Origin of the sequence: Hugenholtzia roseola DSM 9546 (assembly GCF_000422585.1) — a bacterium.
In the GTDB taxonomy this organism is placed as follows: domain Bacteria; phylum Bacteroidota; class Bacteroidia; order Cytophagales; family Bernardetiaceae; genus Hugenholtzia; species Hugenholtzia roseola.
On record NZ_AUGI01000072.1, the window covers coordinates 1 to 3869 of the forward strand.

Here is a 3869-nt window from a genome sequence, read left to right on the forward strand (position 1 = left end):
CCGCTTACTAAGAGAGGCGAAAGCCCTCGAAAGCGAATTTGATAAGGTGCTAAAAATTAGGCTTTTGGAACTCAAAACGCAGGGAGTAAGCGTAGCTTCAAATCTGTTAGACCAAGCGCAAGTTGTCAAGATGCCAACAAAAAACACCCCTGAATAAGTCGTTCAGGGGTGCATGCGGGGTCAAATCCTTCAAAAATTTAACCACAAATTTAAAACCAAATCACATGTTCCGAAAAATGGTTTCAAGTGGCAAAGATACGAAAAAAATTGTATCTGCCAAAAAAAAGTCTGCCATTTATGAGGTAGCCGCAAAAAAATTGCGAAACAAGGCTTATGCCTATTTTTATCAGCCTATTTACACTTTTTCGATGTACTTCTCAAAATTGTATCATATACTAAGCTATATCAGTGCCATAGCCCTTGTGTGGTTTATTTCGGAAAGGCTTGCGGTTGTGGAGCGTGTTATCTTAATTGCTATTTGCCTTTTGATGGGTGTAGCCTTCGAGCTTGCAAAAGCTAAGGCTTCCGAAATGGTCTTTATGGCGAAAGCCAAAAAAGAGCCTATCAAACTTGGGTTTGTAGCCGTTTTGATTATTACAAGCCTATACAGTATAGGCGTTTCGAGTTATGCAGGTTACAAAATAGCTTACTCACAGGCGACGGATACTGAAATTGATAGGACAAAAATAGCCAAAGCGCAGGCGTTTGATAGCATAAACGCGGAATATGCCCCGCAAATTGAGGCACAAAAAGCGGTACTATCAAACGCACAGGGCGTTTTAGCCAAGCGCAAGGGTACGGATTGGCGTGCCGTTGTTGCGCGTGAGGACATGGCTAAGGCTAATGAAGCCCTAAATGCCTTGATATCGAAAAAAGAGGCAGCCCAAAAAGCCCTCGACGACAAGTTCGAAGGTTTGTATGAAGCCACAAAAAGCGAAGGCAGTTACTTAGGTTGGATTGTGGCAATCGTCTTTTTTGTGATGGAGTGCCTTAATTTGGGTGCGTATTGGTTTATGTATGAATACCTTGTCGGCGTGAAAATCGAAGGCAAAGTACGCGCAAAGAAGAAAAAAGAACGGTTGTCGTCTAACGAAAATCGTAAAAACGATAATCGTATAGACGAAAATCGTAAGCCCATCAAAAATATAAGCGGCTTTGGCAATGACACCAAGCATCTGAACAAGTTAGAAATAAAAGGCTTTGTTTCTAACGATAATCGTAAAAACGATAATCGTAGTTTGAAAGGCGTTGCAACCTGCAAGCACTGTTCTGCTGAATACGTCCGCAATCACGCCAAACAAGTCTATTGCACCGAAGAATGCAGAATCGCTGCTTGGGAGCAGCGTAACAATGCGAAGGTGGTAAAGGGGAAAAATGGGAAACTTTTTAGCCTTACGGCAATCGTTTTAGCCGTAACCTTCGGGCAAGAACTAACTGCCTGCCTACTCTTATTCGTTCCGTTTATTTTGGCTTACGTAGCTTCGTGGATTTGGCGCAAAGCCAAACGCCCAAAACCTAAAACGCCAAAAGAGAAGCCCAAGCCCCAAGCGATTAAAGATGCCTTAGAAAGCTATTGCATCGAACTCGACGAACCCCTGCCCTTTGTGGCGGGGGAAAAGTGCGAGTTTCGAGGCGAAACCTGTACCGCCTGCGGTCTTACCTTCAATGACTTAGTGGATATAAGGGCTTTGGAAGTGTATGCACAGGCATCGAGGAAAGGAGGGCAGCATGAGTAGTCAAGCCATGCGAGAGTTGGGTACGGAAGTCTTCGTTTTCGGCTTTCCTACCCTTCGCCAAATAGCCGAAAAAGAAAGCGAGTTTATCAGCGTACAAGACACCTTAAACAAGGTTCGCAGGCACATAAAGACTTACAACATCGATAAGCCCTTAAAAAAGCAAGTCAGGTTAAACGCTGCAAATACCGTATTAAATATTTATGAATCTTTTATTAACTCTTTTAATAAAGGTGATACCCAATTTATCCGTCGTTTTGAAGGTGAGATAAATGGGAGCGAAATACAAGCCCCAGTAATCATCATATCGAAGTGGCTTGCCAAGCATAACGCGCTTGCAACCTGCTTAGATGAGCGCACCGCAGCAGCGCATGTCGAGCGAGCTTTTCTTTGCAAAGGGTTGTTTTTGGCTACCACCAGCGAAGACAAGCGGCATAGATTTGACCAAAATGTGGGGCTTGTCCTCAATCCTCAATTTTTTTATTGGAAAAAGCGGTACAAAAAAAATCCGCTATCCGTAAAAAAAGCCTCTTAAAATTTTCTTTTTAAAAAAATAATTCATTCCTTTGCCTCTCAAACGCCCTATGAAAATAGGGCTGATACCTTATTGCCTTTATTTTACGCCATTTTTACGTTTTTTGCGACTATTTAAAGCAATAAGGCATTTAGAGTATATTTAAAGCAAACTGTATCTTTGATACAGTTTAAAGCAAAGTTTAAGACTTTAAAGCAGACTTTAAACTATACTTTAAAGAGGGGCAAAGTTCTAAAAAAGAACTAAAAAATGCCAAATTTCAATACAAACTTACGCATGGTGATTTTATTCCACGACAAGGTCGCCTACGCAGATGCCAACGGTCAGGTCAGGACTACACAGTCCGCCCTAAGACTAAGCCCATACGAAGGGCAAGACTTCAAAAAATTGTTTAGAGTTTGTGAAAACATTCTTTTGGAGGGTGATAAAGAGGGCAGGGCAGCCAAAAAGGTTATTTTCTATGAAAATAATCGTGAATTGTACCAATACCCAGAGAAGGGGCAGGATTTACTCAAAAATTCGGATACGGCTAAAAAAGTAGCCGAAATAAACGGCTTTTTGAAGGCTTGCAATCATTACAACAAGCATGGTTACTTCCCAAGCCCTGAAAATGCCCCCAAAATTGAGGCACACGCCCTCGAAACCACTTCGGACGATAAAAGGCTCGACAAAGAAGAAATAAAGCCAACAGAGGCGAAAAAAACGCCTTCCGATTTAATTCAGTATCGAGCCAAGTGCGTTACTTTTTTGGTGAAAGTCTTTGCGAGGCTCGAAAATATACCTACCGACTATCTTCACATGCACCGAGAGGAGATTCATAGATTGATTATCTATCCGCTAAAAATGCAAGATAGTATCGAGTCTATCAAAATCAGGGCAAAAGAAATACACGAAGATTTAATCAAAAAATATGAAAATCAACATAAATAAACGCGCCTACCCCTTTCGCCTCGATGCAACCTTCTCACCAGTGCAAGTGGAGCAGGTGTGTGCAGCCCTCGAAGGCGAAGCACCCGAAAAGGGCAGCATCGAGGAGGCGTTGCAAGCCGAACTTTTGGGCTTGTTTCAAGATGAAATCATGCGGATAAAATTAAAGAGGCAGGGCAAAATAAAAATAACACTAAGCCTCACGCAGGCGCGTATGCTTGCTTTTATGCTCAAATGGTTCGAACTCGATAAAGCGGTTCGAGCCGCTTTATTTGAGATGAAATAAAGAAAAAGCGGAAAAAAAGCGATTTTGTCGGTTTTTTTCGTCTTTTTTTTGGAAAAGTGAAACTTTTGCGTTTTCTTTGCGTTATGAAAGAAAAGACGAAAAAAAACTACTTAGTAGAAAAAAGCCGTCTTTTTCTTAAATCCTTCAAAACCTTAAAGCCCAAATTTACCATGCCTTACTTTGAAGTCCTTTTAATCACAAGCGAAATAGGTTTCACCGACAGAAACCCAGACATCGAATCGTTAGAATTTGACACGCTCGAAGAAGCAAAAGCCGCTTTCGAAAAAGCCTGTTCCGAAGAGTGCCACGAACATGGCATGTCGTGCCGAGTGGAATTGTGGAAACGGCGCGAAAATGATGACGAAAATGATGACGAAAATGATGACGA

General features: G+C 41.8%; 5 protein-coding genes. All 5 read left to right on the forward strand.

Annotation, left to right across the window (positions count from 1 at the left end; translation table 11 throughout):
* The first annotated feature begins 224 nt into the window (after window positions 1-224).
* Window positions 225-1736, forward strand: a complete 1512-nt coding sequence (locus tag G500_RS0107950) for a hypothetical protein (protein WP_027002176.1) — start codon at window positions 225-227, stop codon at window positions 1734-1736.
* Window positions 1729-2268: a hypothetical protein gene (locus G500_RS0107955; RefSeq protein WP_027002177.1), complete on the forward strand. Its 540-nt coding sequence runs from the start codon at window positions 1729-1731 to the stop codon at window positions 2266-2268. Before G500_RS0107950 ends, G500_RS0107955 begins: the two co-directional genes overlap by 8 nt.
* Window positions 2269-2517: 249 nt before the next feature.
* Window positions 2518-3198 (forward strand): hypothetical protein, encoded by a 681-nt coding sequence (locus tag G500_RS0107960; RefSeq protein WP_027002178.1) that lies wholly within the window; start codon window positions 2518-2520, stop codon window positions 3196-3198.
* Window positions 3179-3481 carry a hypothetical protein gene (locus G500_RS0107965; RefSeq protein WP_027002179.1) on the forward strand — a complete coding sequence of 101 codons (303 nt, stop codon included), beginning with the start codon at window positions 3179-3181 and terminating at the stop codon, window positions 3479-3481. The genes G500_RS0107960 and G500_RS0107965 overlap by 20 nt, the downstream gene beginning before the upstream one ends.
* An 83-nt stretch (window positions 3482-3564) precedes the next feature.
* A partial coding sequence (locus G500_RS22870; protein WP_035756772.1) for a hypothetical protein occupies window positions 3565-3869 on the forward strand: 305 nt, incomplete at its 3' end.